The organism is Streptomyces sp. NPDC046985, from assembly GCF_040644415.1.
In the GTDB taxonomy this organism is placed as follows: domain Bacteria; phylum Actinomycetota; class Actinomycetes; order Streptomycetales; family Streptomycetaceae; genus Streptomyces.
In genome coordinates this window covers 106307-132698 of the sequence record NZ_JBEYWK010000020.1, presented here as the reverse complement: position 1 = coordinate 132698, position 26392 = coordinate 106307, and the positions used below count along the sequence as shown (strand labels likewise).

The following is a 26392-nucleotide window of genomic DNA, read 5'->3' as shown; positions in this document are numbered from 1 at the left end:
CGGGCCGCTCGCGGCGGCCCGCCGTCACGGCGTGCGTCGGCGGGCGCGGCGCCGCGAGCCGGTGAACCTTTCCGGCCGCAGCACTAGCGTGGGCCATATGTCCGATTCCTCACATGGGGGGCATGGCCGCCCGCCCACCGCCGCCGAGCGTTGGGCCGCCTTCCGCGCGTCCCCCTTCCTGCCCGCGAGCGTGCTGGTGCTCATCCTCGCCGTCGCGGCCGGACTCTTCGCCGGCTCCTACACCTACGCCATGGCCAACCCCACCCCGCACTCCATCCCCACCGCGGTCGTCGGGGCCTACGACCAGGACAGGACCAAGCGCTTCGCGGCCGGCATGGAGAAGGCCCTGTCCGCCTCCCTGCGCACCCGCCCGTACAGCAGCCTGGAGGCCGCGGAGCAGGCGGTCGACGACCAGCAGGTGTTCGCCGTCCTCGACGTCCCCCGCACCGGGAGCGGCCTCACCCTCTACGTCTCCGGCGCCTCGGGGGCGAGCGTCGCCCAGGTGCTCGTGCAGTCGGCGGTCCAGGTCGGGAAGGCGACCGGCGTGCCCGTCGCGATCCACGATCTCAAACCGCTGCAGAAGGGCGACCCACGCGGCCTGGCGATGTTCTACATCACGCTCGCGGCCACGGTCCTCGGCTTCGTCGGCGCCATTCAGCTCAACGTGCACGCGAAGGCGCTCCGTCCGGGCGAACGCATCGCCTTCACCGTGGCCTACTCCCTGCTCGGCGGGTTCGTGATCGCCGCGATGGTGGACTGGGTGCTCGGCGCACTGCACCTGCCGTTCCTGGAGTCCTGGACCATCCTGGCGCTGACGATGTTCGCCTCCGGCATGGTCTTCTCGATGTTCGACACGCTCATGGGGCGCTGGGCCATGCTGCCGACCTGGGGGCTGATGGTCCTGCTCGGCAACCCCTCCTCGGGCGGGGCGGTCTCCTGGGCGCTGCTGCCCTCCCTGCTCGGCCAGATCGGCCGCTGGCTGCCGCCCGGCGCCTCGGTGAACGCCCAGCACACGGCCGTGTACTTCCCAGGCCACCAGCACGCCTGGCCGTTCGTCATCCTGATCGGCTGGGCGGTGCTGTCCTGCGCCGTCTTCTGGTTCATGCGGGACCGGCGCCTCGACGGCCGCGAGGGCCGCCCGGCCCACGCGGCCTGACCCGGCCACTACCCGGGAGGTCATTGATCGAGGGCTCCGGCGCGTGCCAGGATCGCGCCGTGCCGAGATCCAGCGACCGACCGGAGGACGCCATGACCGCCTACGCCATCGCCCACCTGCGCGAGGCCGCCCCGCACCCGGACATCGCGGAGTACATGGAGCGCATCACCGAGACCCTCGCACCGTACGACGGCCGCTTCCTGGTGCACGGCGCCCAGCCCGAGGTCAAGGAGGGCGACTGGCCGGGGCACGTCGTGGTGATCGCCTTCCCCGGCACGGCCGAGGCGTGGGCCTGGTGGGACTCGCCCGCGTACCGGGAGATCGCACCGCTGCGTTCGCGTCACATCGACGGCGACATCATCGTCGTCCCCGGCGTCCCCGAGCACTACGATCCGGCGGACACCGCCAAGGTCTTTCGGGAGTCGCTGTCCGGCGGAGGGGAGTCGCTGTCCGGCAAAGGGGCCGCACGATAGGGGTTTCGTCCGGTCCCGGCGTCCTCGTGCCCGGTCGACGGCCCCGCTTGCGCGGGCCGCGCGCCCCGAGGGGCGGGGCCGGTCCCGACCCGCGTGACCGGACCGGCCGCGGGCGGCCCGGAACCCGCTGCCCGGCCCGTCCCCGAGGACCGTCGCGGCGATCGACCGGCTCGCGGCCGACCGGCGTCCAGGCGCCGGCGCCGCCCGCCGCCCTGCCCGGCTCCCCTACGGCGTCGGCAGACCGGCCGTCTGCTGCCGCTTCCACCGCACCGGTGCGGGGCGGAGGCCGTGGCGCGCCGCCCTGGCGCCCGGCGAGGCGACCCCCGGCGCGCCGGGCGGGTTCGCGTGCTCCAGCCACTCCCGATACGCGCGCGACTCCCGGGCCGCCTCCCAGTAGGACGCCTCCAACTCCGGGTAGGCGGCGTCCAGATCGGCTTCCGTGCGAGCCGCGAGCAGCAGCCGCACGCCGATCGGATCGCCCTCCAAGGGCCGGATGGCGCAGTCGGGCCGGGGGAGAGCGGTGGGCTGACTGACCGTCACCACCTCGCCGACCGCGGCCAGCGAGTAGGCGGTGAGGTAGTCGCCGTGCAGCATCTGGGACGCCAGTCCGGCCCCGCGCAGCATCCGGCACAGGGCGTCCCACTCGCCGTCGACCGTGGAGTCGACCATCCAGCGTTCACCGGCGAGGTCCGCGAGCCGCACCCGCCGCCGGGACGCCGCCGGATGGCCGGCGGCGAGCGTGACGAACTGCGGCTCGCGCTCCACCAGCACCCGCAGGCACAGCTCCGGCGGGACGCGCAGCGCAGCGCCCTCGACCTCGTGCACGAAGGCCACGTCGAGCCTGCCCGCGGCGACCATCGCCAGCAGGGCGTTCGCGGACACGTCCATCTGGAGCGTCGGCTCGGTGCGCGGCGTCCGGGTGCGCAGACGGCTCAGCCAGCCGGGGATGGCCCGGCTCGCGGTGGCGCCGATGCGGAGCTGGAACCCGCCGGCCGCACGGGCGGCCGCCGCCCTGGTCTCGGCGACGATCGCGGCGAACTCCGCCACCAGCGGCCGGGCGCGGCTCAGCACCGCGTGCCCCAGAGGCGTGGGACGGCATCCGGTGCGCGCCCGGACGAACAGCGGGGCGCCGAGCGCGTGCTCGATGCGGCGTAGCTGGGTGCTCAACGACGGCTGCGCCATGCCGAGTTCCCGGGCCGCCTTGTGCAGACTGCCGGTGTCGGCGATGGCGCAGAGCACCCGCAGATGCCTCACCTCCAGCTCCATGCAGGGAGCGTAGGGCGGCCCCGGGCGTCGCACCAGACGTTCAAATCCCGACGGAACCGCCCGAGTCGGCCCCTGATAGTTCGGTGCTATCCCCGACTGCCATCATCCGCACGCCCCTTGGCCTGCCCGACACTCCTGCGTAACCGATCGTTCCGACCCCACACAGAACGAGTAGGAGCCCCCATGACGTCGTCCCGTACGGGCGCCAAGTCCGCGAAGAACGCCCGGAGATCACTGGCCTTCGCGCTCGGCCTCGGCCTGGCGTCCGCCGCGCTGGGCGCAGCGACCCCGGCGAGCGCCCAGACGACCGCCGCCGGGCCTGCCGCCGGTCAGGCGCGGTACGCAGGCTCGGCCGAGAGCGCCGCCGGCAACAAGGCGTTCTTCGAGGCGGTGATGCGGTCGGTCGCGAAGAAGCAGGCCGCCCACCCGGACCTGAAGTCCGTCACCGTGTACTACAACCCCTCCCAGGCGCCGACCTTCCGGTCGCAGATATCGAGCGCCGCCTCGATCTGGAACAGCTCCGTGTCCAACGTCAAGCTCGCGTCGACCTCGGGCAGCGGCGACTTCTCCTACTACGAGGGCAACGACTCGCGGGGCTCCTACGCCTCCACCGACGGCCACGGCCGCGGCTACGTCTTCCTCGACTACGCGCAGAACCGGCAGTACGACTCGATCCGCGTCGCCGCCCACGAGACCGGGCACGTGCTCGGTCTGCCCGACCACTACAGCGGCCCGTGCAGCGAGCTGATGTCCGGCGGCGGCCCCGGCCCTTCGTGCACCAACCGCTACCCGAACTCGGCCGAGCGCGCCCGCGTCAACCAGCTCTGGGCCAACGGCCTCGCCGCCGCCGTCGCCGCCGCGGCGACCCCGGCGCGCTGACCTCCTCGGAGGCCCGGGGCCAGCGCTAGCTCAACCCTGCCCCACTCGGAACAGCACCCCCCACCCGATGCGGACCGCGGCGCCGAGCCGCGGTCCGCATCGTCGTTCCCGCCTCCTCGCCCCTACCGGGTGAGGTCCTGCGCCGTCAGGCCGCCCCGAGGTGTGGGCCGTCCGTCCCGCTGCCACGATGATCCAGAGAGGACCCGCGCGGCCGCGTCCCGGGCAGCGGAACGGAAGAGACACCGGATGACCGATTCAGCACCCCGTCGGCCCCCGCAGGAGCGGCCGCCGCGCGGGCGCGCGGACCGCGAGGGGCGCCGCCGGCTCTCGGCGCGCGGGCAGGCCGTCGTGTCCATCGGCCGCTCGGCGTGCCTCACGGCGGCCCTGGTCGCCGTCTACTACCTGCTGCCGCTGGACGCCCGCGCCACGGCCAGGACGTCCGTCGTGCTCGGGGCCGACCTGGCGGCCGTGGCCGCGCTGTTCACCTGGCAGGCGGCGGCCACCGCCCGCTCCCCGCACCCCCGGCTGAAGGCCGTCGAGGTGCTGGCGACCACGCTGCCGCTGTTCCTGCTGCTGTTCGCGGGGGCCTACTACCTGCTGGAACGCACCTCTCCCGGCTCCTTCAACGAGCCGCTGACCAGGACGGACGCCCTGTACTTCACTCTGAGCACGTTCGCCACCGTCGGCTACGGGGACATCGCCCCCCGCTCACAGACGGGCCGGGTCGTGGCCATGATCCAGATGGCGGGCGGACTGCTCCTCGTAGGCGTGGCCGCCCGGATCCTGACGGGCGCCGTCCAAAGGGGCCTGCGGCGCCGACCGGACCCTCCGACCGGGTAGCCGCCGCCTCACTCGGGCAGGCGGCGCATCTCCAGCACCCGCAGCCCCAGCGACTGGCGCCGGCCCAGCAGCCCGTACAGGTGCGCGCCGTCCACCACGGGACCGGACAGCACGGTCCGACCGGACGTCACCACATGATCCAGCTCAGGAAAAGCCCTGGTCAGCGTCTTCGTCAGGGAACCGTCGACGCGGATCCCACCGCGTGTCGACCGCTCTCCGCGATGGCCTGCCGACGAGTACGCGGCACCCGGAGGCCGGCCTCCCTCCCGGCCGGCCGGCGGACCTCGCCCGCGCAGGTGAGACGGGCGCGACGCGCGGGCGGGCGCGAACACTGAGATCCTGTCCCGAGAAGCGCTGCTCATGACATGACGGACAGTGGTGGTGAGCGCGATGCCCGCATCCGGTGAGAACGAGCCGGAACCGTCCGGCCAGCCCCTCGATCCCCTGGGCGACCCGATCCTGCGCACCCGGCTGACCGTGCCGTCGCTGCCGGCCGCCTACCAGCGCAGGCGCCGCCTGATCGACCACCTCGACCAAGCCCTCGATACGCCGCTGACGATGGTCAGCGCAGGCGCGGGCGCGGGCAAGACACTCCTGGTCGCCGACTGGGCCGCCCGCCTCGGACAGCAGGTCGCCTGGCTCACCGTAGACGCCTGCCACCAGTCGCCGGGGGTCTTCTGGGCCTACTTCCTGGAGTCCCTGCGCGCCGCCGGAGTGTGCGCGGCCGGGGACGTCGGCGCTCCGGCGGACGCCGGACCCGTCGACCACGCCCTGCTCGCCCGGCTCGCCGCGCAGCTCAGCGCCGTCGGCCCGGCCGCGGACGCACGCGGCCGGCCCCCGGTCGCCGTGCTGGACGAGTTCGACCGGGTGACCGCCCCGGAGCTGGCCGAGCAGCTCGGCTTCGTCCTGCGCCACGCCGGGCGGGGCCTGCACCTGGTCCTGGTCACCCGCACCGAGCCGACGCTGCCGCTGCATCGCTACCGCGCTGAGGGCACCCTCACCGAGATCCGGGACGCGGAGCTGGCCTTCACCGCCGAGGAGGCGCGGACCCTGCTGGCAGAGCACGGGCTGCGCCTGCCGGACGCAGGCGTGCGGGCGCTAGTCGAGCGCACCAGGGGCTGGGCGGCCGGGCTGCGGCTGTCCGCCCTCGCCGCACAGCAGAGCGAGGACCCCGAGACGTATCTGAAGCAGTTCGAGGCCGGGCAGAGCACGATCGCCGACTTCCTGCTCGCCGAAGTCCTCGACGGCCTGCCCGCCGCCACCCAGGACCTGCTGCTGCGGGTGAGCGTGCTGGACCGGTTCTGCCCGGACCTGGCGAACGCGCTCACCGGCCGCGACGACGCCCAGGCCGTGCTCGCCGCCCTGCACCGGGAGAACGCGTTCGTCGACCGCCTGGACCAGGGCTGGTACCGCCTCCACCCGCTGTTCGCGGAGACCCTGGCCGCCCACCGGACGGTCCGCCGCCCCGGCGAGGACGGCGCACTGCACCGCAGGGCCGCCCGCTGGCTGCGGGACGCCGGACGCCTGCCCGAGGCGCTCGCGCACGGCGCCGCCGCGGGCGACTGGGACGTCACCGCCCGCGCCCTCATCGACGACCTCGCCATCGGCCAGTTCCTCACCGGACCCCGCTCCGGCGGCCTGGCCGAGCTGTTCGCCCGGATGGCCCCGGACGCACGCAGTCCGGAAGCCGACCTCGTGCGCGCCGCCCGCGGACTGGCCGCCGACGACGCCGACCGCGCCCGGTCGCCCCTGGAGCGCGCGAGCGCGGCGCTGAGCCGGGACGGCGGCGGATCGGCGGCGGCCCGGCTCAGCGCCGTCCTGCTGCGCGTCCTCGCGGCCCGGCTCACCGGCGCCCCGGACCAAGCCGAGCAGGCGGCGCGGGAGGCGCGCCGGGCGTGGCCGGACGTTCCGCCGCGCCTGCTGGACGAGCACCCCGAACTGCTCGCCCTGCTGCACGCGCACCTCGGCGCGGCCCGGCTGTGGGCGGGACGCCTCGACGACGCCCGGACCGCCCTGCGGACGGCCGCCGCCCCCACGGGCGCCGCGGCCACCGCTCCCGCCCGGGACGACGCCCTCGAACAGCTCGCCCTCATCGACTGCCTCACCGGCTGGCCCGCGCGCGCCGAACGCATGGCCGTGGCCGCGCTCGGCGACGCCGAACGGTTCAGCCCCGCCGAGCCCCACGGCCGCGGACTGGCGCACCTGGTGCGGGCGGCGGTGGCCGTCGACCGGGACCGGCTGGACGCCGCCCAGGCCCTGCTGGAACGGGCGACGGCCGGGCGGCCCGCGCCACCGGACCCGGTGACGGCCGCCGCACGCGTCCTCGTCCGGGGGCGCCTCCAGTTGGCCCGCGGCCAGGTGCGCGCGGCCCTGCGGACCGCGGAGTCCGCGGCCGCCGTCACCGCCGCCTCGCCCTGGGCGCGGGACTGCACCGCTCTGCTCGTCTCCGCGGCCCACCTGGCCGAAGGCCGTCCCGAGGCGGCCCTGAAAGCGGTCCGGGACCCCGCCTGCCACCGGGCGGCCTGCGCGGTCGCCGCCGCCCGAGCGCGACTCGCCGCGGGCGACCCCGTCGCCGCCCTCCGCCTCCTCGACGACCTGCCCGCCGACGAGCGCGACGGGCCCGCGGTGACGGTCCGCGCCCTGCTGGTCCGCGCCGAGGCCGCGGAACGCACCGGCGACCGCGCTGCCGCGCACAAGCTGGCCGCCCGTGCGCTGCGCGAGGCTCGCCCCGAGGGGCTGCGGGGCCCGTTCGCGGAAGCCGGCGCCTGGGGCCGCCGCCTGCTGCACGCGTACGCAGACACGGCCGCAGCCGCAGACCTGGACGCACAGCGCGACCCGCACCCGGACTGGCCGCCGACGGCGCCCGCGCCGCAGACCGGGACGCCCGAGCAGACCGGGAACGCCGCGCGGACCGGGACGGCCAAGCGAACCAGTACGCCTGGGCGGACCAGCACGACCGAGCGAACCAGTACGCCTGGGCGGACCAATGCGGCCGAGGGCGCCAGCACCCCTTCGCGGGCCAGCGCGGCCGAGGGCGCCAGCACCCCTTCACGCACCAGTGCGGCCGACCGCACCAACACTCCTGCGCGGACCGGTACGGCCGAGGGCGCCCATACGGCCGCGCGGGGTGGAACAGCCGCGCGGGGCGGCGACACCCCGCGCCCGGGGGCGGCGCCGCCCGCTCCGGAACGGTCGCCGTTCGTAGAGGAGTTGAGCGGCCGGGAACGGGACGTGCTGCGGCGGCTCGCGCAGGCCATGTCCACCGAGGAGATCGCCGCCGACCTCTTCGTCTCGGTCAACACGGTCAAGACGCACCTGAAGAGCGCGTACCGCAAACTCGGCGTGAACCGCCGCAACGAGGCGGTCCGCCGAGCCCGGGAGCTGCACCTGCTGTGAACCCGGGCCCGCCGTCCGCCCGTTCGGGCCCCACCCGCGACGCCGACGGCCGGGCGCCTCCCGCGCGGGAGACGTCCGGCCGTCGTGATCTGGGCGCGGGCCGGCTACTTCCGCATGGCGAAGCGCATCAGGGCGTGCTCGTCGCCCTGGGTGATCTTGCCCGTCGAGTTGATCACTTCGAGCTTCCAGACGCCGCCGACCCGCAGCGCCTTGGCCACGGCGCAGCCGTTGTCCTGGGTGAGCAGGCTCGGCCAGATGTCGGCGACCTGCTGGGAGCTGCCGCCGGTCGCGTCGTATACCTTGAAGCTGATGTTGCGCGCCTTCTGGAACGAACTCCCCTTCTTGAACGCGGCGGCGACGAAGACGATCGAGGTGATGTGCGCCGGGATCCGGGAGAACTCGACCGTGACCGTCTCGTCGTCGCCGTCCCCCCGGCCGGTCTGGTTGTCGCCGCTGTGCACCAGCGAGCCGTTGCCCATCGGGTCCAGCGAGTCGAGTCCGGCCAGACGGACCGGCTCCGAGCCCTGCATGGCGATGGCGATGAGGTCCAGGTCGGTGCCGGTCTTGCGGCGGATCATCCCCATCACCCCGCCGCTGGCGCCCGCGGTGGGGTCCCAGGACACCCCGAGGGACAGATGGGTCACTCCGTCCAGGTCCGCCGGGCCGTCTTCCTTGGTCAGCGTGATCATGCGTTGTTCATCCTCTGGTGACGGGACTTCGACAGGGCAAGTGTGCCTGGAACACGCGCCGGCGCCCATGACCGGTTCCCCTCTCGTCGATTCGTCCCGTCCCCAGCGTTCATGAGGCGCCGTCAGTCGCCTCCACGAGGTGCCGTCAGTTGAGCGCGGGAGGGCCGTCGTGCGCGCCGGTCCCCCAACCGGACGGCACGGCGCCCAGCGTGTACGCGAGGGAGCGCGTGCGCCGCAGGGCGCCCGTCGTCAGATAGGTGCGGCGGTACGGGGCGCCGTCGACGCGGGCGGTCTGGACGTAGCGCCGGACGTCCGAGGCGCCCGGCGCGGTGATCGTGAGCGAACCCCGGGGGTAGAAGCGCCGGTCGAGGGAGAGGTCGACGCGCGGGAAGACCGGCGTGGACAGGCCCCAGGTGTCGTAGCCGGGCTGCACCGGGAACAGGCCGATCGAGGACAGCACGTTCCAGGCGGACATGGTGCCGAGGTCGTCGTTGCCGGTCATCCCCGTCGGCGCGTCCGTGAACAGGGTGAGCGCCGCGTGCACCACGTCGGTCGTCTTCCACGGCTGGCCGGTCGACAGGTAGGTGTACGGGGCGATCAGGTCGGGCTCGTTCTGCGGGTTGTACTTGTCGGCGTTGTAGTAGTCGTACGGGCCGTTCACCCACACCTCGCGGGCGGTCTTCGCCGGGTCCTTCAGCAACTGGTCGTAGGCGAAGAAGGAGTCCAGCCGGTCGTTGGCCGCCTTCTCACCGCCGATGAGGGAGATCATGCCCGGCAGGTCCTGCGGCACCAGCCACTGGTACTGCCAGGCGGTGCCCTCGTGGAACCCCTCGCTCCGCGCCGGGTCGGCCGGGCCGGTGAAGGCGCCGGAGGCGTCGCGGGCCCGGAAGAAGCCGGTCGACGCGTCGAAGATTTTGCGGTAGTTCTGCGCCCGAGCGGCGTAGCGCGCCGCGTCGGCGGGGTGGCCGAGGCCGCGGGCCATCTCGGCGAGCATCGCGTCCGACAGGGCGTACTCCAGCGTCGCCGACGCACCGTGGTCGAAGTCGGAGTCGCCGGGCTTGGCGTGCGGGCGGTCCTTGACGTAGGGCGCGAAGCCGTTCGCCAGGTACTCCCGGTTCGCCTCGCGGCCCACGGCCGGGGAGTCGGCGGGCGGCACGCCGTCGGCGTTCTTCTTCAGGACACGGTAGGCGCGCTCCTCGTATCCCCGGAGCAGGCCCTGCTGGTAGGCGTTGGTGAGGAACGGGGTGACCGGGTCGCCGGTCATGATGTTCGTCTCGACGGTGCCGTAGCCCCACTTGGGCAGCCAGCCGCTCTCCTCGGCGATCTTGACGACGGAGACGGCCATGTCGCGCGCCTCGTGCGGCGCGAGGAGGGACAGCAGTTGGGACTGGGTGCGGTAGGTGTCCCACAGCGACCAGTTCTGGTAGTACGTGTAGCCCCTCGCCCGGTGCACCCGCTGATCCCAGCCGGTGTAGCGGCCGTCGGCGTCGCTGCCGACGTTCGGCGCGAGGAACGACCGGTACAGCGACGAGTAGAAGGTGCGGCGCACGGTGTCGCCGCCGCCCTGGACGCGCACCTGGCCGAGCCGCCTCTCCCAGGCCCGGCGCGCCGCCTCGCGCACCCGGTCGAAGGAACGGCCGCCCTCGGCGCGGAGGTTGAGGGCCGCGCCCCGGGCGTCGACGTACGACAGCGCCGTCGTCGCCTCGACCGTGCGGTCCTTCGTCGTGTCGAAGCGCACGTACGCGCCGTCCTGCCCGGTGCGCGAACCGGCCGTCACCGCACCGCCGTTCCAGGTGCCGTAGGCGGTGAACGGACGGTCGAAACGGGTGACCGTGTAGACCGTGTAGGGCTCGGTGTCCTGGCAGAAGCCCCGGCCGGTGATCGCGGTGCGCACGGTCCGGTCGTCCAGGACCTCGACCTTGCTGGACACCGTGCGGTGCAGCGACTGGCCCGCGTTCAGCAGGACGTCGGCCTTGTCGGTGGCGGGGAAGGTGTAGCGCTGCACGCCGGTGCGCGCGGTCGCGGTCAGTTCGGCCTCGATGCCGTTCTTCAGGCCGACCTTGTAGTAGCCCGGACTGGCCTTCTCGGTGTCGTGGCTGAACTCCGCCGCATACGCGGCGTCGTCCGTCTGCGTGACGTCGCCGAGGGCGGGCAGCGCCGGCAGGTCGCCGCCCAGGCCGCAGCCGACGCCGGAGAGATGGACGAGCGAGAAGCCCCGGATGTGGTTCTGGGAGTGGTCGTACCCGGTGTTGTGCCCGGTGTCCGGCGACAACTGGACCATGCCGAAGGGCACGGCGGCGCCCGGATAGGTGTTGCCCTCGTTCTCGGTCCCGATGAACGGGTTGACCAGGTCGGTGAGGCGGTCGTGCCGCGGTCCGGCCGCCTGCGCGGCGGGCGCGGCCAGGGCGGCGCCGCACAGCACGACGGCCGCGACGACCGTCCCCGCCCGGCGGATGCGCTGGGTCCCTCTCATGGACGTGCACTCTCCCCAGGAGATGTCGACAACGTTGTCAGAGCCGCCCCATGGTGCGCTCCGGGCGTGTACTCGTCAAGGGTGACCGTGCTCGCCCTCGCCGCGGGTGACCGTGCTCGCCCTCGCCGTCCCGGCTCTGGCTTGTGAACGCCGTCGCCGCCGCGCCGATGACCGCCGCGTCAACGCTTGAAAAGTTATCCGCGTTCAGGGGGTTGCCGTCGTTGGCGAATCATCAGTTAAATCAAGTCGTGAACTAAGCGCGTGAGGCGTGCTGTTGAGATCCCCTCCCCGATGTGCCGACGGTGCGCCCGGCGCGCTCGCCCCCCCCCGCATCCCCCCATCGCACCCGCAGGGACCCCTATGAGACTCAGATCCTTGGGTGTCGCGCTCGCCGCCGCGGCGGCGCTCGTCACCCTCCCCGCGCACGCCCCCTCCGCGGCGGCGGCTGAGACCCCGCTGTCCCAGGGCAAGACCGCCACGGCGTCCACGGTCGAGAACGGCGGCACCGGCGCCGCGCTCGCCGTCGACGGCGACACCGGGACCCGCTGGTCCTCGGCCGCCGCCGACTCCCAGTGGCTCCAGGTCGACCTCGGCGCGACGGCCGCCGTCAGCAAGGTGGTCCTCAACTGGGAGGCCGCCTACGGCAAGGACTACAAGGTCCAGATCTCCGCGAACGGCAGCGACTGGACCGACCTCAAGTCCGTGACCGGCGGCGACGGCGGCGTCGACGCCCTCGACGTCTCCGGTCAGGGCCGCTACGTCCGGATGCTCGGCGTCCACCGGGCCACCCAGTGGGGCTACTCCCTCTGGGAGTTCCAGGTCTTCGGCACGGCCGGAGGAACGGCCCCCGCCTCCTGCGGAAGCGCGAACGCCGCCAAGGGCAAGCCCGCCTCGGCCTCCTCCGTCGAGAACGCCGGCACCCCCGCCTCCGCCGCCTTCGACGGCGACCCCGGCACCCGCTGGTCCAGCGCCGCCGCGGACCCGCAGTGGGTCCAGGTCGACCTCGGAGCGGTGCAGAGCCTGTGCAAGGTCGACCTGACCTGGGAGGCCGCCTACGCCAAGGACTTCCAGATCCAGGCGTCCGCCGACGGCCAGAGCTGGACGACGCTGAAGAGCGTCGCCGGCGCGACCGGCGGCACGGCCTCCTACGGCGTCAGCGGCTCGGGCCGGTACCTGCGCGTCTACGGCACCGCCCGCGCCACCGGCTACGGCTACTCGCTCTGGGAGGTCGCCGTGCACACGGCCTCGTCCGGGACCACCGGGCCGGTCCAGGGCGGCGGAGACCTCGGCCCCAACGTCATCGTGGTCGACCCCTCCACTCCCGGTCTCCAGCAGAAGTTCGACCAGGTCTTCTCCCAGCAGGAGTCCGCGCAGTTCGGCTCCGGCCGCTACCAGTTCCTGCTCAAGCCGGGGACCTACAACGGGATCAACGCCCAGATCGGCTTCTACACCTCGATCTCCGGTCTGGGCCTGAACCCCGACGACACCCAGATCAACGGCGACGTCACCGTCGACGCGGGCTGGTTCAACGGCAACGCCACGCAGAACTTCTGGCGTTCGGCGGAGAACCTGGCGATCACGCCGTCCAACGGCACCGACCGCTGGGCCGTCGCCCAGGCCGCGCCGTTCCGCCGGATCCACGTCAAGGGCGGCCTGAACCTCGCCCCGAACGGCTACGGCTGGGCCTCCGGCGGGTACATCGCCGACTCCGCGATCGACGGCACGGTCGGCCCCTACTCGCAGCAGCAGTGGTACACCCGGGACAGCTCCGTCGGCGGCTGGACCAACGGCGTGTGGAACATGGTGTTCAGCGGCGTCCAGGGCGCCCCGGCGACTGACTTCGACAGCGGCCCGTACACCACGCTCGACACCACGCCCGTCTCCCGGGAGAAGCCGTTCCTCTACCTGGACGGCGGCGCGTACAAGGTGTTCGTGCCCGCCAAGCGCACCAACGCCCGGGGAGTGTCCTGGCCCGCGAACGCCGGCGCCTCCCTCCCGCTGGACCAGTTCTTCGTGGTCAAGCCGGGAGCGACCGCGGCGACGATCAACCAGGCGCTCTCCCAGGGTCTCAACCTGCTGTTCACGCCGGGCGTCTACCACCTGGACCAGACGATCGACGTCACCCGCCCCGACACCGTCGTGCTGGGCCTCGGGCTGGCCACCCTCGTCCCGGACAACGGCGTCGACGCCGTGCACGTGGCCGACGTCGACGGGGTCCGGCTCGCCGGCCTCCTGATCGACGCGGGCCCGGTCAACTCCGACACCCTTCTCCAGATCGGAGCGCCGGGTTCGTCCGCCGACCACTCCGCCGACCCCACCACCATGCAGGACGTCTTCGTCCGCATCGGCGGCGCGGGACCCGGCCTCGCCACCAACTCGGTCGTGGTCAACAGCAACAACGTGATCATCGACCACACCTGGCTCTGGCGCGCGGACCACGGCAGCGGCGTCGGCTGGGACACCAACCGGGCCGACTACGGCCTGCGCGTCAACGGCAACGACGTGCTCGCCACCGGCCTGTTCGTCGAGCACTTCAACAAGTACGACGTCTACTGGAACGGAGAACGCGGCCGCACGATCTTCTTCCAGAACGAGAAGGCGTACGACGTTCCGAACGCCGCCGCCGTCACCCACGACGGCATCGTCGGCTACGCGGCCTACAAGATCGCCGACACGGTCAGCCAGCACGAGGCGTGGGGCCTGGGCAGCTACTGCTACTTCACCGCCGATCCCTCGATCGTCCAGGCGCACGGCTTCCAGACGCCGGTCAAGCCGGGGATCAAGCTGCACGACCTGCTGGTGATCTCCCTCGGCGGCAAGGGCCAGTACGCCCACGTCGTCAACGACACCGGCGCGCCTACCTCGGGCACGGACACGGTGCCGTCGAAGGTGACCCAGTTCCCGTGACCCGACGGTGCCGACCGCCGGGCCCGGACCGGGTCTGACCTGAGTGTGCGGCGAACCCTCGCGGGGGTTCGCCGCACACCTGCGCCTGGCCGCCCGAGCGGGCGGGCGGCAGTGATCCGTTCAGGCCGAGGACCGCGCCCGGCGAGCCCAGTCCAGGACGACGGGGACACAGGCGTCCGCGAACCGTTCGTAGTCCGCCGGGGTGTTGTAGACGTGGGCGGACAGCCGCAGGTAGCCGACGCCGTCGAAGCTGGTGAAGGCGGCCTCCGCGGCCAGTTCGGCGGTGGCGCGGTCGCGCAGCGCGTCGGCGGCCACGCGTGTCGCGCCCAGCCCGTCGGGCAGGCGGACCAGGCGCATTCCCGGCACGGGCATGCCGACGTCTGCCACAGGCGCCGCGGCCGACGACCCGGCGAGCGCGGCGGCGACCACATGGGCGCCGTAGTCGGCCAGTTCGTCGAGGTAGCGGCGCGCCGCCTGCCAGCCCCAGGCGTCCTCGACGAAGGCGAGGGCCGTGGGCGCCGCCAGCATCCCCGTGGCGTCCAGCGTCCCCTGCTGGTCGAAGGGGAGCGGGAACGGCTCGTCCGCGCTCCAGGAGTCGATCAGCGGACGCAGGTGCTCCCGCAGCGGGCCGCGGGCCACCAGGGCCGCCGTGCCGCGCGGCGCGCAGCCCCACTTGTGCAGGTTGCCGACCCAGGCGTCGCAGGCCAGCCCGTCGAGCGGCGCGGGCAGGAGGCCCGGCGCGTGCGCGCCGTCCACGAGCAGCGTGACGCCGCGCCGGGCGAGTTCGGCGCCCACGCGCTCCACGGGCAGGCGGCGGGCGGTGGCCGAGGTGATCTGGTCGAGCACGACGAGCGCGCACCGGTCGTCCACCTCGTCCAGCACCGCCCGACACGCCTGGTCCGCGTCGGCCGCCAGCGGCACGTGCGCCGTGCGCACCCGGGCGCCCCAGCGCCGGGCCAGCCGCGCCGCCCCCATGGTGACCGCACCGTAGCCGTGGTCGGTGACGACGACGTCGCCGCCCGGACGCGCGGTCAGCGCGGCGTACACGACGCTCGCGCCCGCGCTGGCGTTCGGCACGAGCGCCAGGTCCCCGGCGTCGGCGCGCAGGAACCGCGCCACCTCGGCGCGCGCGGCGGCCAGCCGGGCGGGCTGCCGCGGGAACCAGGCCACCGGCGCGCGCTCCATCTCGTCCCGCAGCTCGCTCTGCCGCTGCTGCGCGACCAGCGGGACGGCGCCGAAGGAGCCGTGGTTGAGGTGCAGCATGCCGGGATCGAGCGACCAGGCGGCAGCGGCGGGCCGTCCGTCGCTCAGCAGCAGCGGTCCGGGCGCGGTGACGACCTGGGTCTCGCTCACGTGACTCCTCGGGCTGATCATCGGATCGCCCACACGATACCCAGCCGTCCGCCGCGCCCAAGGGCCCAGGTCCGCGGGCCGGACACGACCCGAGCGCGACGCGACCGCACACGTACCGCCGGTCACCGGGAGGGCGGCGCGGCATGGTGGGTCCGGCGCGGGAGCGTGAGAGTGGCGCGGCAGCGTGAGGGCGGCGCGGCATGGTGGGTCCGGCGCGGCAGCGTAAGAGCGGGCGTCGCGCCCCCGCGTTCAGACCTCGCTCTCCGCGTTCAGACCTCGCTCTCCGCGGTCCGTACGTCGTGCCCGACGCGTCCCGTCCGCGCGAGCGGCCCCGTCCGAACACTGTGCCGCCCGGGGTCCCTCCCGCGCTCGTCCGACGGCCCGCCCGGGTGAGAGCAGGTCCCCGCCCGGACCCGTGTGGCGGCGCCGCGCGCCGACGCTGAGACTGGGAGACAGCCGCTCCAGAAAGCAGGTGGGCCATGCGCACCCCGCAGGAGACGCCCCGGACCAGGGCCAACGCGCTCGCGACGCGCGGCTCGCACGCCTCGTACGCCCCGTACGCGCGCATGCCCCGGACCCCGAACCGGGCGGGGCCGGAAGGGGCCACGACGGGTCCAGGACCGACGAGACGCCGCCGGCCGAGCGCCGCGCCGCGCTGACCGGCCCGCCGGGCCCGCGCCGTGAACAGGCCGCACCGCACATCCGCAGCCCCGGGGGGCGCGCTCGACGGCGCCCTCTACGCGGCCCTGTTCGCCGACTCGCCCCGCCCGCTGTACGTCCTGGACACCGAGCAGCGCCTCGTCGGCTACAACGCCGCGGCGACGAAGACCCCCGGCGCTCCCGCGCTCCACGACTGCCTCGACCGCCCGTTCGGGCAGTGGGCGCGATTCGCCGCGCCCGAGCGCGAGCGCCTGGAGGCGGCGCTGCGCGAGGTGCTGGCCACCGGCGCCTCCTTGCACGACACGGAGGTGCGGGCCGACGTCCCCGACGCCCCCGGCGTGGTGGTCTCGGTCGCGTCCTGCGCGCTGCACGACCCGGCGGGCCGCCCGGTCGGGCTGGCCGTCACGGTCGCGGACGTCACCGACCGCTACCGGAACCGGATCCGCCTCGACGTGCTCCGGAGGGCGGGCGAACGCATCGGGACGTCGCTGGACATCGTCCAGACCGCGCAGGAACTCGCCGATGTCACCGTGCCCGACTTCGCCGACACGGTGATCGTGGAAGTACTGGACGCCGTCCTGCGCGGCGACGCTCCCGCCCTGGACTCCACCGGCGGCGACCTGACGCTGCGCTGCGCGGGCCGCCGATGCGGCAGCGCGCAGAACGAGTCCGGGCGTCCCGACGCCCCCGCCGAGGCCGCGTATGCCGAGGCCCTGGCGCAGCGGCGGCCGCTGCTGATCGGCGGGCGGCGCGACGACGCCGGGCGGTCGCGGCGGGACGCGGACGGCGAGGGCGCCGCGGAGGCAGGGCAGTCCTCGATGGCCGTGCCGCTGTCCGCCCGCGGCGTCCTGCTGGGTCTGGCACGCTTCCACCGGGAGCCCGCGCGGCCGCCGTTCGACGACGACGATCTCAACGTGGCCGTGGAACTGGCCCGGCTCACCGCCCTGTGCCTGGACAACGCCCGCCTCTACACCCGCGACCACTCCGTCGCCCGCATCCTCCAGCGCACCCTTCGCCCGCAGGACGTGCCCGCCACCGCCGCGGTGCGCACCGCGCACGCCCACCTGCCCGGCAGCCCCGGCGGCAACTGGTTCGACGTCATCCCGCTGTCCGGCGCCCGCGTCGCGCTCGTCGTCGGATCGCCGCCCGGCCGGGGCATCCGCGCCGCCGTCACCATGGGCGGACTGCGCGCGGCCATCGGCGTCCTCTCCGTTCTCGACCTGTCCGCCGAGGAGATCCTCGAACGCGTCCACGACCTGGTCACCCGCCTCGACGGCGAGCAAGCGGCCCAGCACGACGAGGACCAGGACGCCCGCCGGGTGGGCACGACCTGCCTGTACGTCGTCTACGACCCGGTCACCAGCCGGTGCACGCTGACCTCCGCCGGCCATGTGCCGCCCGCGCTCGTCCACCCCGACGGCCGCGTGGAGTTCGCCCGGATGCCCGTCGGCCCGCCGCTCGGCCGCGGCGCTCCCCGCTACCAGACGGCCGAGACGCACCTGTCCGTGGGGTCCCTGCTGGTCCTCGGCAACACGCTCCTGTCCGGCTGCGGCCCCTCCGGCGGCGCGGTGCGACCCGATGAGGAATACGACGAACTCGGGGAATATGACAATCTAGAGGAATACGACAAACCCGAGGAACAAGCGGAATGCTGTGAAAGTCAGGAAGCGGAGCGGAAGCGGCTGACCGAGGCCGTGCGACCGCACGACCGCCCGCTGCCGGAGGTGTGCCACAGTCTCCTGGAGTCGCTGGCCCGCCAGAGTCCCGGAAGCGGGGGAGCGCTCCTGCTGGCGCGCACCCGCGGGCTGGGCGCGGACCAGGTCGCCTCCTGGACCCTGGGCAACGATCCCGCCGCCGTCGCCGAGGCGCGCGCCGACACCCAGCGCCAACTGACCGCCTGGGGCGAGGACGACATGGAGTTCACCGCGGCCCTGGTGGTCAGCGAACTGGTCACCAACGCCGTCCGCTACTCCGAGGGACCCGTCCGGCTGCGCCTCATCCGCGACCACGCCCTGATCGTGGAGGTCACCGACGACAGCAGCTCCGCCCCGCACCTGCGGCACGCCGAGGACGACGACGAACACGGACGCGGCCTGCACATCACCTCTAAGCTCACCCAGCGCTGGGGCGCCCGGCGCGAGCGCCGCGGGAAGACCATCTGGGCCGAGCTGGAGCCCGAGCCGTCGCCCTCTTCCGCGCACGGGTGATCCGAACCGCGCGATCCGCGAGCGGTGCGTCCGCCGACCGAAGCACAGGGTTTTCGGGAGCCTCCCCGCCGTTCGAGAGCCGGGCGGCGCCTCGTGAGGGCGGGAACGGCGTCGTGCGCCGGTACGGGCCGCGGCAGTGCGCCATGCGGGCTCACGTCCCGCCGCCTCGCGGCGCCGTGGGCGTATCGTCCCGGTATGAGCGCACAGGGCGAGGGGGAGCCGGAGCGGGGACGACGGGCCGAGGGCGCGCCGGTGCTCGACGCCCGGGTGGGGTCCCTGAGCGGCCCCGGAGCGGGCGGAACCACCGCCACCGTCATCGTGGCGGCGGCCGCCAACTTCGGCGTCGCGCTCGCCAAGGCCGTCGCGGGCGTCCTCAGCGGCTCCAGCGCCATGCTCGCCGAGGCCGGGCACTCGGTCGCCGACACCCTGACCGAGGTGCTCCTGCTGACCTCCCTCAAGCGCGGCACGAAGGCCGCCGACGAGGACCACCCGCTCGGCCACGGGGCCGAACGCTACATCTGGGCGCTGCTCGCCTCCGTCGCCACCTTCGTCGGCGGCGGCGTGTTCGCCCTGTACGACGGCGTCCGCGCGCTGACCCACGAACGGACCCCCGGCGACCCTCTGGTGTCCTACCTCGTGCTCGCCGTCGCCTTCGTCCTCGAAGGACTCTCCCTGCGCACCGGACTGCGGCAGGCCACCGGCAGGGCCCGGCACTTCCGCGTGCCCATCCTGCGCTACCTCCAGCACACGCCCGACACGGCCGTCAAAGCGGTCGTCATGGAGGACTCCGCCGCCCTCGTCGGCCTCGCCCTGGCCGCGCTCGGCCTGCTCGGCGGCCAGCTCACCCACTCCGGCGTGTGGGACGGCGTCGCCTCCGTCCTCATCGGCGTGCTGCTCATCGTCGTCGCCGTGGTCCTCGGCAGCGCCAACGCCCAACTCCTCGTCGGCCGCGCCCTGCCGCCGCCGATGCGGGCCGCCGTGCGCCGCGAACTGCTGGCGGTGCGGCACATCGAGGCCGTCATGGAGCTGACCACGCTGGTGCAGGGACCCGGGGAGATCCTGATCGCGGCGAAGGTCGACTTCCGCGACCTGTCCACCTCCGACCAGATCGAATGGGCCTGCGAGGAGGCCGAGTCCCGGCTGCGCGCCCTGATCCCCGCCGTCAGGCGCGTGTACCTCGATCCGACGCCGCCCCGCCCCGCGGCATCGCGTGGCGGGCCCTGATCGGGCGGCTTAGCCTGGCAGGGACGCCACCGTCGGCCCGTGCCCCACAGGACGGAAGGGGGAGCGCGCCGTGAACGCCCGCGGCGACGAGCCGCAACGCCAGGAGCCCAGGGCAGGCCGCCCCGTCCCCGAGGCCGCACCGTTCCTCCCTCCCCGCCGCAGCCGCGCGGCGGACCGGCGCGCGGCCGAGAGCCGTCGCCCCCATCGCCTACGTCGCCCGCGTCCTAGCACTGCTGTCCACGTCCCGGCGCCGCGGCGCCGGGACGTGGACTCCCGGCGAGCGGCGGGGACTCCCCGCGAGCGGCACCGAGAGCGACCGGCCGCTCGTGAGCACGTCAAGGTCACCCTCGCGGCCGCCCTCTGACCACAGACCTCACGCGTGAGGAGTCACGTCATGTCGATGTCGTTCGGTTCGGCTTTCGGTTCGTCGGACCCGTTCAGTGATCTGTTGAACCGGTTCTTCGGGATGTCGCCGGCGACGTCGCCTCCGGCGGTGCAGCGGGTGCCGATCGGCAGGCTGCTCAGCGAGGCGTCGCAGGAGCTGCTCAACCTCGCGGCGCGGCGCGCCCTGGAGGACGGGACGTCCGACCTGGACACGGAGCACCTGCTGTGGGCGACCACGCAGGTGGAGCCGTCGCGCTCCTTGCTCACGCGGGCGGGCGTCGATCCGGACACGCTCGCGGAGAAGATCGCCGAGGTGCTGCCGAAGGAGGCGTCGACGCCGTCGGCGGAGCCGGGACTGACCCCCGCGGCGAAGCGGACGCTGGCGTCGGCCTACGCGCTCTCCCAGGAGACGGGCGCTTCCTACATCGGCCCGGAGCACGTCCTCGCCGCCCTCCTGGAGACCGGTGACAGCGGCGCCGCGCGGGCGCTGCGCGCCGACGACGTGGACGTGCAGCGGCTGCGGGACCTGACCGAGAAGTCGGCCTCGCGTGGCGAGGGCGCAGGCGCCGGGGCGCCCGGCGGGCGCAAGCAGCCGGGACAGGGAACGGGCTCGTCGACGCTGGACGAGTACGGGCGGGACCTCACGGAGGAGGCGCGCGCCGGGAGGCTGGACCCCGTGGTGGGCCGGGCGGAGGAGATCGAGCAGACGGTCGAGATCCTGTCGCGGCGCACGAAGAACAACCCGGTGCTGATCGGCGAGCCGGGCGTGGGCAAGACCGCCATCGTGGAAGGTCTGGCGCAGCGGATCGTGGCCAACGAGGTGCCGACCACCCTCAAGGACAAGCGCGTGGTGTCGCTGGACCTGTCGGCGATGGTGGCCGGCGCCCAGTACCGCGGGCAGTTCGAGGAGCGGCTGAAGAAGGTCATCGAGGACGTGCAGGCCTCCGGCGGCGACATCATCCTGTTCATCGACGAGTTGCACACGGTGGTGGGCGCCGGCGCGACGGGCGAGGGATCGATGGACGCGGGCAACATGCTCAAACCGGCCCTGGCACGAGGCGAGTTGCACGTGGTCGGGGCGACGACGATCGACGAGTACCGCCGGTACGTCGAGAAGGACGCCGCGCTGGAGCGCCGCTTCCAGCCGGTGATGGTGTCCGAGCCCACGGTGGAGGAGACGATCGAGATCCTCGAAGGGCTGCGCGACGCCTACGAGGCCCATCACCAGGTGCGGTTCACCGACGAGGCGCTGGCCGCGGCGGCCGAACTCTCCAACCGCTACATCTCCGACCGGTTCCTGCCCGACAAGGCCATCGACGTCCTGGACCAGGCGGGCGCCCGGGTGCGGCTGCGCAGCGCGGACCGCTCCACCCCGTCCGTCGAGGTGGAGGACCGGCTCGCCGTGCTGCGGCGGGAGAAGGACCAGGCGGCGGCGGGGGAGGACTTCGAGAAGGCGCACGAGCTGAAGGCCCGCATCGACGAGGCCGAAGCGGAGCTGGCCGGGATCCGGGAGCGCCGTGAGGGCGTCGTGTCGGTCACCGCCAAGGACATCGCCGAGGTGGTCGCGCGCCGGACCGGCATCCCGGTCGCCGAGCTGACCGCCAGTGAGAAGGACCGCCTGCTCAAGCTCGAGGCCGAGATGCACGAGCGGGTGGTGGGGCAGGACGAGGCGGTGACCGCGGTGGCCCAGGCGGTGCGCCGCAACCGGGCCGGAATGGGCGACCCCGACCGGCCGGTGGGCTCCTTCCTCTTCCTGGGCCCGACCGGAGTGGGCAAGACGGAGCTGGCCAAGACCCTCGCCGGGCTGCTGTTCGGCAACGACGACCGGATGATCCGGTTCGACATGAGCGAGTTCCAGGAGAAGCACACCGTCGCCCGGCTGGTCGGCGCCCCGCCCGGATACGTGGGATACGAGGAGGCCGGCCAGCTCACCGAGAAGGTCCGGCGCAACCCCTACAGCGTCGTGCTCTTCGACGAGGTGGAGAAGGCGCACCCGGACGTGTTCAACACGCTGCTCCAGATCCTGGACGACGGCCGGCTGACCGACGCGCAGGGCCGCACGGTGGACTTCCGGCACTGCGTCATCATCATGACCTCGAACATCGGCGCGCAGCTCATCATCGACCACCACGGTGACGTGTCCGGGCTCAAGGACGACCTGATGGAACTGCTGCGGACCAGGTTCCTGCCGGAGTTCCTCAACCGGATCGACGACATCATCGTCTTCCACAGCCTCACCGAGGCCGACCTCACCGAGATCGTCGACCACCTGCTGAACCAGAGCAAGCACCGGGTGCACGCGCAGGGGATGACGCTGGAGGTCACCGAGCCGGCGAAGAAACTCCTCGTGGCCCACGGCTACCAGCCCGAGTTCGGCGCGCGCCCGCTGCGGCGCACGATCCAGGCCGAACTCGACAACCGCATCGCCTCACTCCTGCTCGGCGGCGAGGCCGAGCCGGGCGACACCGTGCTCGCCGACGTCGAACACGACACCCTCCACCTCACCGTCCACGCCGAGGACGAGGAGCACCGGGAGTACGAGGAGCACAGAGAGCATTAGGAGCAGGCCGGGCGCGCGCACACGGCGGAGGCGCGAACCGGCGGCGACGCGACCTCCCGCGGTGCCGACGCCGAGGAAGCGACGGCATCCGGAACGGCGCCCGCCCTGTCTCGTGACCGCCGCGACCGTCAGGCGCCCTCGCGGGGCTCGTCCCCGCGGGGGTCGCCGGGGTCGCCGAGGGACAGGACGGTCACCGACGACCGGCCGTCCGGCGCGTCGAAGTCCACGGTGTCTCCCGCGCGGCGGCCGAGCAGCGCGCGGCCGAGCGGGCTGTCCGCGGTGACCAGGGTCCGGTCCGCCTCCTCCGCCATCTCGCCGAGCCGCACCGTCTCCTCGCCGCCGTCCGCGAACCGGACGGTGACCGTCGAGCCCACGCTGACCGCGTCGGTGCTCGGCGGACCCGCGTCGGCCGCCTGGCGCAGCCGTACGTCGATCGCGGCGATCCGGTCGTCGAGGCGCCCCAGTTGCGTGACCCGTTGCAGCTCGTCCGCCTGGTCGGCCACGTCGCCGGGCGCGTCGGCGTCGCGCAGGGTCGCCGCCACCGTCGCGCGCTCGGCGCGCAGATCGGCCAGTTCCCGCTCAAGGGCCTGGCGCGCTCGCACGCTGATCGGTCGGGGATCACCGGTCATCGCTGCTCCCGTGGTGAGGTCGGGCGAAGGAGCTGGGACGACGCTCACCCCGCCCTCCTCCGCAAGGGCAGCGTAGCCCGGCGGCCACTCCCCGGCCCGCCCGGAGGCCGCGCCGACGGGCCGATCCACGGGGGCGCCGCTACGGTTGTGGCCCATGAGTTCCTGGTTGCCGGCGGCCGCGACCTCCCGGCTGGCCGTGGCGGTGGTCTTCGGAGCGGTGGTCGGCGCGGTCGTCGGCGTCCCGCGATCGACGCCCCCCTGGGCGTCCTGGCGGGCATCGCCGGGATGGAGGCGTCCTTCGTGCTGGCGGGCTGGATCGTCCTGTGGTCGATGGACGCCCCCACCACGCGGCGCACCACGGGGCGCGAGGACTTCCGCCCCAAGGTCGACGAGATCGTGGTCGTCGCGGTGGCCCTGTGCGGCCTGGCGGGCATCGCGGTGCTTCTGACCGGCAGGTCCGGCCCCGTCCACGCGGTCACCGCCCTGCTCGGCGTGTTCATGGCCTGGGCGGCCCTGCACCTGATGTACGCCACCCGGTACGCGTACCTCTATTACGCGCCGCCCGTCGGCGGCATCGACTTCAACTCCGACAGCCCGCCGGCGTACCGGGACTTCTTCTACTTCAGTTACAACCTGGGGATGACCTACCAGGTCTCCGACACCGACGTCTCCAGTACGGCTGTCCGGGCGACAGTGCTGCGGCATTGCCTGTTGTCCTATGTGTTCGGCACCGGCATCCTGGCCACCGCCATCAATCTGGTCGCGGGAATGGTCGCTGGCTGAAGCGGCCGTCTCCCGCCCGTGACCCTCGTCGATCGATGTTCCTGGGGAGTCAAAGAGGCGCCCGGGTGCGCGAGCAGCGGCGCCTGCCCGGCCGTTTCCCAGGGATCCGCGGGCCGTCAGGCGTCCGCGACGCCGATGTCGATCCGCCGCCGGGAGGGCTTCCCCGACTTGGGCAGCCGGATCGTCAGGACGCCGTCCGCCAGGGTGGCCCCGATCCCCTGGTCGTCCACGTCCCCGGGCACCCGGACGCCGTACGAGAAGGCGCCCTTGCGCCGGTTCAGCGCGTCCCCGCCGCCCGCCTCGTCCAGCGAGCCGGAGACGTGCAGTTCCTTGCCGTCCAGCTCCACCAGCACCCGCTCGCGCGGCACGCCCGGAAGCTCGGCGCGCACCACGTACGCGTCCCCGGCGTCCTCCTCCTCCGCGACCGGCATCCAGTGGCCGGGGGCGCCGGAGGCGTCCACCGAGGCCCGCTCGAACAGCCGGCTCACCTCGCCCCACAGGTGCTGGAGCTCCATGCCCGGATCGTGGGCCGCCCACCAGGCCCGGCGCGCGGGAAGGGCGCCGGGGGAGCGGCGCGTCGGTTCTTCCGCCATGGGGACTCCTGACGTCGTCGTGCGGCCGGTTCGCCGGGTCGGGAAGACCCTCGCACCGTAGGCGCGGGCCCAAGGGGCGGGCCATCGGGTGCGCGCCGTTCGGGTGACGCGGCGGCCCCCTGCGGGGAAGCGCCGGATCGCGGCGCCCGGCGCCCTGTGGAAGGATCCGGAAAGGGAACGTCCATGTCGCCCCTGCGGGGCGCGGGCCGCATCAGGAGGTTGACGTGTCCTCGAAGCGACGCCGGAAGAAGAAGGGCCGCCGTAAGAAAGCGGCGAACCACGGCCGACGGCCCCAGTGCTGAGACGCCGAAAGGGAGCCGGCCCTTGCGTCCGGCTCCCCCCTCGCGTGTTCCGTCCGCGTCAGTGCAGGTTCTGGACCGCCGGGTCGTTGAATCCGACGGCGAAGACCGAGCGCAGCGACGTGGTGACGGTGCTGCCGTTGTGCGCGTAGCAGACGTCACGCGGGTCGGTGGCGTCCGCGAAGTCCTCGGGGTAGCTCTGCTTCAGGGAGACGCTGGGGCAGATGCCCTCGGTGTCCCCCCACAGCTCGTCGACCTGCGTGGAGTCCAGCTTCGGCCAGTAGCTCAGGCCCTGCGGCGGTCCGGCCGCCCAGTTGCCGCCCGCCGCGCACGTGGTGGCGGCCCTGGTGTCGCCGACCCAGGTGTGGGAGTAGACGCCGGACAGGGTGCCGCAGCCCTTGTGGAAGGCGAAGTTGAGCACGCCCTGGGCGTCGGTCCAGGACATGCCGCCTTGCAGCCCCCGGTAGCGGGAGGCGGCGTAGGCGTCCTCGATGACGGTCTTGCCGCCCGACATGTTCAGCAGACCGGGATAGGTGCTCGCGCTGGTCGGGTTGAGCTGGTAGCGCACCACCCGGCCGCCGTCGACGTCGCCGTACCACTCACCGGTCACCAGCTTGTACGGGCTGCCGCTGGACTTGTCCAGGGAGAGCCACGAATAGCAGAGGTGGTCGGGGTCCAGGGCGCCGTTGTTCGCGTCGGAGGCGCACGAGGACGGCGTGCCCGCCTGCTGGTAGTAGTGCACCTCGGGCAGCACGTAGGGATAACCGCACGCGCTGGAACGGCCGCTGTGGATGCCGTACGTCGTCAAGCCGGAGCCGTAGTCGTCGACTTTGGCGAGCTTGTTGACGTCGAAGACGCGGATGCCGTGCGTGGTGTCGGTGACGTAGAGGTAGTTGGCGTACCAGACGATGCCGCCGCCGTGGCCCGTCACGTACTTGAAGTCGCTGGCGCCGGAAGAGGTGCTGGTCGGCTCCGCGAGCAGGACGTGACGGTACTTCCCGGTGTCCCGGTCGATGAAGGTGAGCTTCAGCAGGTTGTCCGACTTGCAGCCGGTGGTGTCGGACGCGGCGTCCCGGGCGAACGTCCTGTAGTGCCAGGCGACCGCCGCGACATGGTCGCCCTGAATGGCGCCGTCGGACCCGTCGGCGGCGCCGGTGGTGGTCATGCCCTGCGGCCACCACCGGGGAGTCGTGTCATCGGCGTACGCCGACGACCAGCACCAGGCCGTCGAGGTCGCGGCGGTCGGCAGCGCCTTCGTCTCGTCGCCGACGCAGGAGCGCATCGAGCGCAGATTGAGCCAACTGTCGGTGTCCCCAGCCGAGTTCTTCGTGTAATCGGTGGTGATGACATCGGTGAGGTCGGCGTGCCGGGTCAGGTAACGGGTGTACAGATTGTCCGTAGCCGAGGCGTAGTTGGTGTCGGACATCTTGAACTGGCTGCTGCCGAGCGACAGTTTCGTCATCGTCGGTGAGTCCGCCGTGGCCGTCGCCTGCCCGGTCAGCGTGGCGAGCACGGCCGCCGCCGCCGCGACGGCGGCCACGACCCTGGGTCTGCGGATGAGTGCCACAGGCGTCTTCTCCTCAACATTCACCGGCCTGTCCCTTTGCGGACATGCCAAAAC

The 26392-nt window shown here is 73.4% G+C and carries 17 protein-coding genes and 1 pseudogene; 10 read left to right on the top strand and 8 right to left on the bottom strand.

Annotated elements, in window-relative coordinates:
• Positions 1 to 97 precede the first annotated feature (97 nt).
• Both ABZ861_RS24780 and ABZ861_RS24775 read left to right on the top strand, forming a co-directional pair.
• On the top strand, positions 98 to 1156 hold the full coding sequence (locus ABZ861_RS24780; protein WP_361633873.1) for an ABC transporter permease: 1059 nt from the start codon (positions 98 to 100) through the stop codon (positions 1154 to 1156).
• A gap of 92 nt (positions 1157 to 1248) precedes the next feature.
• Positions 1249 to 1629: a DUF1330 domain-containing protein gene (locus tag ABZ861_RS24775; RefSeq protein WP_361633952.1), complete on the top strand. Its 381-nt coding sequence runs from the start codon at positions 1249 to 1251 to the stop codon at positions 1627 to 1629.
• 225 nt (positions 1630 to 1854) lie between these two features.
• Here the strand turns inward: ABZ861_RS24775 and ABZ861_RS24770 are convergent, their stop codons facing one another.
• On the bottom strand, positions 1855 to 2895 hold the full coding sequence (locus ABZ861_RS24770; protein ID WP_361633870.1) for a LysR family transcriptional regulator: 1041 nt from the start codon (positions 2893 to 2895) through the stop codon (positions 1855 to 1857).
• A 183-nt stretch (positions 2896 to 3078) separates the two neighbouring features.
• Here ABZ861_RS24770 and snpA point away from each other — a divergent pair, with 183 nt between their 5' ends.
• On the top strand, positions 3079 to 3774 hold the full coding sequence (gene snpA, locus ABZ861_RS24765) for a snapalysin (protein WP_361633867.1): 696 nt from the start codon (positions 3079 to 3081) through the stop codon (positions 3772 to 3774).
• 246 nt (positions 3775 to 4020) lie between these two features.
• A complete protein-coding gene (locus tag ABZ861_RS24760) occupies positions 4021 to 4614 on the top strand; it encodes a potassium channel family protein (protein WP_361633864.1) in 594 nt (197 codons plus the stop codon).
• 8 nt (positions 4615 to 4622) lie between these two features.
• Here ABZ861_RS24760 and ABZ861_RS24755 read toward each other — a convergent pair whose 3' ends face one another.
• Positions 4623 to 4808: a hypothetical protein gene (locus ABZ861_RS24755; protein ID WP_361633949.1), complete on the bottom strand. Its 186-nt coding sequence runs from the start codon at positions 4806 to 4808 to the stop codon at positions 4623 to 4625.
• A gap of 196 nt (positions 4809 to 5004) precedes the next feature.
• On the opposite strand from ABZ861_RS24755, the gene ABZ861_RS24750 reads away from it, so the two are divergent.
• Positions 5005 to 8010: a LuxR C-terminal-related transcriptional regulator gene (locus tag ABZ861_RS24750; RefSeq protein ID WP_361633861.1), complete on the top strand. Its 3006-nt coding sequence runs from the start codon at positions 5005 to 5007 to the stop codon at positions 8008 to 8010.
• A 104-nt stretch (positions 8011 to 8114) separates the two neighbouring features.
• Here the strand turns inward: ABZ861_RS24750 and ABZ861_RS24745 are convergent, their stop codons facing one another.
• Together ABZ861_RS24745 and ABZ861_RS24740 are read right to left on the bottom strand one after the other, a co-directional pair.
• Complete coding sequence (locus tag ABZ861_RS24745) at positions 8115 to 8699, bottom strand: TerD family protein (RefSeq protein WP_361633858.1); 585 nt, start codon at positions 8697 to 8699, stop codon at positions 8115 to 8117.
• Between the two features lie 145 nt (positions 8700 to 8844).
• The gene (locus ABZ861_RS24740) at positions 8845 to 11172 is read right to left on the bottom strand and encodes a GH92 family glycosyl hydrolase (RefSeq protein WP_361633855.1); all 2328 of its coding nucleotides are present in this window, start codon (positions 11170 to 11172) and stop codon (positions 8845 to 8847) included.
• 360 nt (positions 11173 to 11532) lie between these two features.
• Between ABZ861_RS24740 and ABZ861_RS24735 the strand changes: the two genes are divergently transcribed.
• Entirely contained in the window at positions 11533 to 14079 is a 2547-nt protein-coding gene (locus ABZ861_RS24735) for a discoidin domain-containing protein (protein WP_361633852.1), read from the top strand.
• A 120-nt stretch (positions 14080 to 14199) separates the two neighbouring features.
• Here the strand turns inward: ABZ861_RS24735 and ABZ861_RS24730 are convergent, their stop codons facing one another.
• Complete coding sequence (locus ABZ861_RS24730; RefSeq protein WP_361633849.1) at positions 14200 to 15432, bottom strand: aminotransferase class V-fold PLP-dependent enzyme; 1233 nt, start codon at positions 15430 to 15432, stop codon at positions 14200 to 14202.
• A 680-nt stretch (positions 15433 to 16112) separates the two neighbouring features.
• On the opposite strand from ABZ861_RS24730, the gene ABZ861_RS24725 reads away from it, so the two are divergent.
• The 3 genes from ABZ861_RS24725 (at position 16113) to ABZ861_RS24715 (ending at position 22467) form a co-directional block, all read left to right on the top strand.
• Positions 16113 to 18299, top strand: coding sequence for a SpoIIE family protein phosphatase (locus tag ABZ861_RS24725; RefSeq protein WP_361633846.1), 2187 nt, complete (start codon positions 16113 to 16115; stop codon positions 18297 to 18299).
• Positions 18300 to 18494: 195 nt separating this feature from the next.
• On the top strand, positions 18495 to 19523 hold the full coding sequence (locus tag ABZ861_RS24720) for a cation diffusion facilitator family transporter (RefSeq protein WP_361633843.1): 1029 nt from the start codon (positions 18495 to 18497) through the stop codon (positions 19521 to 19523).
• A gap of 394 nt (positions 19524 to 19917) precedes the next feature.
• On the top strand, positions 19918 to 22467 hold the full coding sequence (locus ABZ861_RS24715) for an ATP-dependent Clp protease ATP-binding subunit (protein WP_361633840.1): 2550 nt from the start codon (positions 19918 to 19920) through the stop codon (positions 22465 to 22467).
• Between the two features lie 128 nt (positions 22468 to 22595).
• On the opposite strand, the gene ABZ861_RS24710 is transcribed toward ABZ861_RS24715, so the two are convergent.
• Complete coding sequence (locus ABZ861_RS24710; protein WP_361633947.1) at positions 22596 to 23096, bottom strand: GreA/GreB family elongation factor; 501 nt, start codon at positions 23094 to 23096, stop codon at positions 22596 to 22598.
• Positions 23097 to 23250: 154 nt separating this feature from the next.
• Between ABZ861_RS24710 and ABZ861_RS24705 the strand changes: the two are divergent.
• Positions 23251 to 23879: pseudogene (locus ABZ861_RS24705) on the top strand (DUF1345 domain-containing protein).
• A gap of 116 nt (positions 23880 to 23995) precedes the next feature.
• Here the strand turns inward: ABZ861_RS24705 and ABZ861_RS24700 are convergent.
• On the bottom strand, positions 23996 to 24472 hold the full coding sequence (locus ABZ861_RS24700) for an Hsp20/alpha crystallin family protein (protein WP_361633837.1): 477 nt from the start codon (positions 24470 to 24472) through the stop codon (positions 23996 to 23998).
• 360 nt (positions 24473 to 24832) lie between these two features.
• The gene (locus ABZ861_RS24695) at positions 24833 to 26338 is read right to left on the bottom strand and encodes a hypothetical protein (RefSeq protein ID WP_361633834.1); all 1506 of its coding nucleotides are present in this window, start codon (positions 26336 to 26338) and stop codon (positions 24833 to 24835) included.
• Between the last annotated feature and the right edge of the window lie 54 nt (positions 26339 to 26392).